Below are 3768 nucleotides of genomic sequence, written 5' to 3'. Positions count from 1 at the left end.
TTATACAGCACCTATGGGAGAATTAATAATGGATGTAAAGCGTGCCAAAGGAGACAAATGGAATCAAACCATGAAAATGGGCGGAAATGTATTATCTAAGCAAGTTTATGCAGATGGTAAAGCAGTTGCTAGTGGTATGGGCGGTAGTCAAGAATTATCTGGCGACGACCTTCAAATGGTTATGGAAGAAGCCATGTATTTTCCAGAGCTTTATGCTCCTGAAAAAGCAACCCTTGCAGGTGCTGAGATGATGGGCGATAATCAGGTATACGTGATCAAATGGTCAGATGATAAGAAGACTTTCTATGATGTAAACACAGGTCTAATGGTAGGACAAGAATCTGCTTCAAAAGACATGCAAGGACAGAAGATTAGCGCTTTGATGAGATTCAGCGACTATAAAGAACAAAGCGGAGTGAAATTCCCGATGACCATAGGAATGAGCATGATGGGTAGAGATTTAGCTTTTAAAGTTCAAAAAGTAGAAGTGAATACCGTTAAAGATGCAGATTTTCAATAATATAAATTATTAGATATTTATATCGCTTTCGCGAAAGCGGAATCACATAAAATCATTTTACTAAAACGGCTTCTAGATGTAGAAGCCGTTTTTTTTATTTCGGGATTTTAAAGCTGTTAAGTTACCCTAATTCTAAACAACTCTGCAGGCATAATCGTAAGTTTCTAAACGCTTCCCAAGAAAGTATTTTATACACTTCTAATACCTATTATATAGTGATATGAAAAATATCATACAATAAAAGACAAGTAGCCTCAATAATTTGATACACAAATATTAAGGTAAATTATAGCATTAATGTTTATGAATTCATCACGCCAGCGATAATAGCTAGAATACCTACCGCAAAACAGTAGTAAGAAAAGTAATGAAGCTTTGCCTTACGCACGAGTGATATCATCCAGGTACAAGCAAGTAGACCTACTATAAAAGCCGCTAAAAATCCTGCAATTAAAGGTGTCATTGATACATTGTCAATAACAGTATCGCCTTTTACAACATCCAGCATATCTTTTGCGATCTTACCAAAGATTAAAGGAACTACCATTAAGAATGAAAAACGAGCCGCTTTTGCCCTGTCATTACCTAATAATACCGATGTAGATATAGTTGCACCACTTCTTGAAATTCCAGGAAGCATAGCAACAGCTTGAGAAACTCCTATAATCAACGCATCTTTCCAGCTCACTCCTTTTTCGGTTCTTTTTGCTCTTCCCGCAAGAAATAGCAACAAACCAGTAATGATAAGCATAAAACCTACTAGAATAATTTGGCCTTCAAACAGTTTCTCTAATTGTTCTTCAAACAGTAATCCTACGATTACTGCTGGAATCATAGATAGAACTATTTTAGATATAAACTGTGTTTCTTCATTCCATTTAAAAGAAAACAGACCTTTGAGTAGCTCCATAACGTCTTTTCTAAATACGATAATCGTACTTAAAGCTGTTGCAAAATGAACTAATACAGTAAAAAGTAAGTTTTCTTCTTTATTTCCTAGGTCTGTACCTAGAACAGCTTTACCTAGCTCAATGTGACCACTTGAAGAAACAGGTAAAAATTCAGTTAATCCTTGAATAACTCCTAAAATAATGGCGTCTACTGTTTCCATTTATTTTTTATCTGGATTTAATAATATAGCATACATCTCTATCCCAAAGCCAGCTAAAACTAGCATAGGAGCTAATCGTATTCTTCTCCATGAAAATATATCTTCATTAAATACCGCTGGGTCTTCAGTACCGCCACCAGCCATAAGAGCAAATCCTAAAGCAATAACTACTAAACCTATCACCATCCAGATGTAATTTTTCTTTTTGAAAATAAATTCAAAGCTTGGTTTTATATTTTCTTCCTCTGCTACTTGTTCTACGTTATGAGTAGATGTACCAGCTTTGTTCTGTGATTCTTTAATAACTCCTTTTTTCATTATAATATGGTTGACATTTTGCACTTGATGCAAAATCGGTTATAGTCTTTCTCAATAATAGTTATTGTCACTTGTTTCTATTCTCTTGATGCGATCTTAATAATACAACTGATCTGTCTTCAAGTTCAAATAACGAGTCGTTGCAAAAAACGTACTGATCAAACTAATCAATATTCCAAAAACTAAAACACCTACAAATAAAATCCCTAACATTTCATAGTTTTTTAGAATCTCTAATTCCGGCACCACATCGTTTGCATAATAAACAACCACGGCAAGTAAACCTAGTGCTAGAATTGCTGCGATCACACCTAGTTTAATACTAGTCATAATAAAAGGCTTGCGTATAAAACCTTTAGTCGCTCCTACCATTTGCATGGTTTTAATGGTAAATCTTTTGGCATAAACACTTAATCTTATAGAACTATTGATCAGTAAAAAAGCAATCAAAACAAAAATTCCAGAAACAACTAGCATCCAGAAAGAGATGCGTTTTACATTTTCATTTAATAAAGAAACCAGCGGTTTGTCATAGCTTACCTCTTGGACAAAACCTTTTGCAGCAAGATCGTCGGCGATTTGTTGGATTTCGGTTGCTGTTACAAATTTGGCGTTCAGTCGTACATCTATAGAATTAGGAATAGGATTAAAGCCATCTAACTTAGCTATAAAATCTTCTCCTAGATCTTCTTTGGTTTTTTGCGCACCTTCTTCACTACTTACAAAAACAGCATTTTTAGTATAATCTGCCATTTGCAATGTTTTCTCCAGCTGTCGCATTTCAACTTCTTTAGCTGTGTCTTTAAAATAAATAGACATAGGTACTTGCTCCCGGAAGTAATCGGCTAGTTTCTGGCTGTTGAGCAAGAAAAAGCCTTGAAGACCGAGCATGAATAATACCAAAAACAAACTAATCACCACCCAAAAATAGGAGCTGAATAAACGGCGTTTTTGATAACTGGACTGTGATGACATAAATTTTACAGCTACAAGAATTAAGATACAAAAATAACAAAGTAAATCTTCTACTAATGATTACAACGTGAATAGTTTAATCATTGTTGTAAACACCCTATTTTTGCGCCTTATTACAAGAAGAAACTATGTTACTCTACGATCACAAAGAAATAGAAGCAAAATGGCAAAAACATTGGGCAGAGAATAAAACCTTTAAAGCGGTAAATAATTCTGATAAGCCTAAATTCTATGCACTCGATATGTTTCCATATCCTAGTGGTGCTGGACTTCACGTAGGTCATCCGCTAGGTTATATTGCTAGTGATATTGTGTCTCGTTATAAGCGTCATCAAGGCTTTAATGTCTTGCATCCTATGGGTTACGACAGTTTTGGATTACCTGCAGAGCAGTATGCGATTCAAACAGGTCAACATCCTGCAATTACCACTAAAGAGAACATCGCTCGTTACCGTGAACAAATGGACCGCATCGGTTTTAGCTTTGATTGGGATCGTGAGGTACGCACTTCTTCACCAGATTATTATAAGTACACGCAAGAAATTTTCATCATGCTTTTTGAAAGCTGGTATGATAAAGATGCAGATCAAGCGCAACCTATAAGTTTGTTGGAATCTCGCTTTCGCGAAAGCGGAACAACCACCATCAACGCTGCCACAGATGAAGATTTGAGACAATTTACTGCTACAGAGTGGAACGCGTTTACAGATAAAGAGCAACAAGAAATATTATTAGATTACAGATTAACGTTTCTAGCAGATACCGAAGTGAACTGGTGTCCAGCGTTGGGAACCGTATTGGCAAATGACGAAATCATAAACGGCGTTTCAGAACGTGGTGGACA

Annotated in this window: 4 protein-coding genes and 1 pseudogene; 2 read left to right on the top strand and 3 right to left on the bottom strand. The window is 35.9% G+C overall.

What is annotated here, in order from left to right; all coding sequences use genetic code 11:
• Window positions 1-520 (top strand): annotated as a pseudogene (locus A9Q93_RS09385) (insulinase family protein); the annotation flags it as partial.
• Window positions 521-821: 301 nt separating this feature from the next.
• On the opposite strand, the gene A9Q93_RS09380 reads toward A9Q93_RS09385, so the two are convergent.
• The 3 genes from A9Q93_RS09380 to A9Q93_RS09370 form a co-directional block, all read right to left on the bottom strand.
• The gene (locus A9Q93_RS09380; protein ID WP_303687139.1) at window positions 822-1631 is read right to left on the bottom strand and encodes an undecaprenyl-diphosphate phosphatase; all 810 of its coding nucleotides are present in this window, start codon (window positions 1629-1631) and stop codon (window positions 822-824) included.
• Window positions 1632-1949, bottom strand: coding sequence for a DUF3098 domain-containing protein (locus A9Q93_RS09375; protein ID WP_303687138.1), 318 nt, complete (start codon window positions 1947-1949; stop codon window positions 1632-1634). It lies immediately after the preceding gene.
• 96 nt (window positions 1950-2045) lie between these two features.
• A complete protein-coding gene (locus tag A9Q93_RS09370) occupies window positions 2046-2924 on the bottom strand; it encodes an ABC transporter permease (RefSeq protein ID WP_303687137.1) in 879 nt (292 codons plus the stop codon).
• A 128-nt stretch (window positions 2925-3052) separates the two neighbouring features.
• Here A9Q93_RS09370 and A9Q93_RS09365 point away from each other — a divergent pair.
• Window positions 3053-3768: class I tRNA ligase family protein (locus tag A9Q93_RS09365; protein WP_303687136.1), on the top strand; the 716-nt coding region annotated here is incomplete at its 3' end.

This window comes from Nonlabens dokdonensis (assembly GCF_002162835.1).
GTDB classification, from domain to species: Bacteria; Bacteroidota; Bacteroidia; order Flavobacteriales; family Flavobacteriaceae; genus Nonlabens; species Nonlabens dokdonensis_B.
Note: the sequence above shows the minus strand (reverse complement) of the source record. Positions and strands in the feature narration are given on the sequence as shown.

Coding starts and splice junctions, on each gene's coding strand:
- A9Q93_RS09370 (WP_303687137.1), bottom strand. CDS start 2,924: ATGTCATCACAGTCCAGTTATCAAAAACGCCGTTTATTCAGCTCCTAT.
- A9Q93_RS09380 (WP_303687139.1), bottom strand. CDS start 1,631: ATGGAAACAGTAGACGCCATTATTTTAGGAGTTATTCAAGGATTAACT.
- A9Q93_RS09375 (WP_303687138.1), bottom strand. CDS start 1,949: ATGAAAAAAGGAGTTATTAAAGAATCACAGAACAAAGCTGGTACATCT.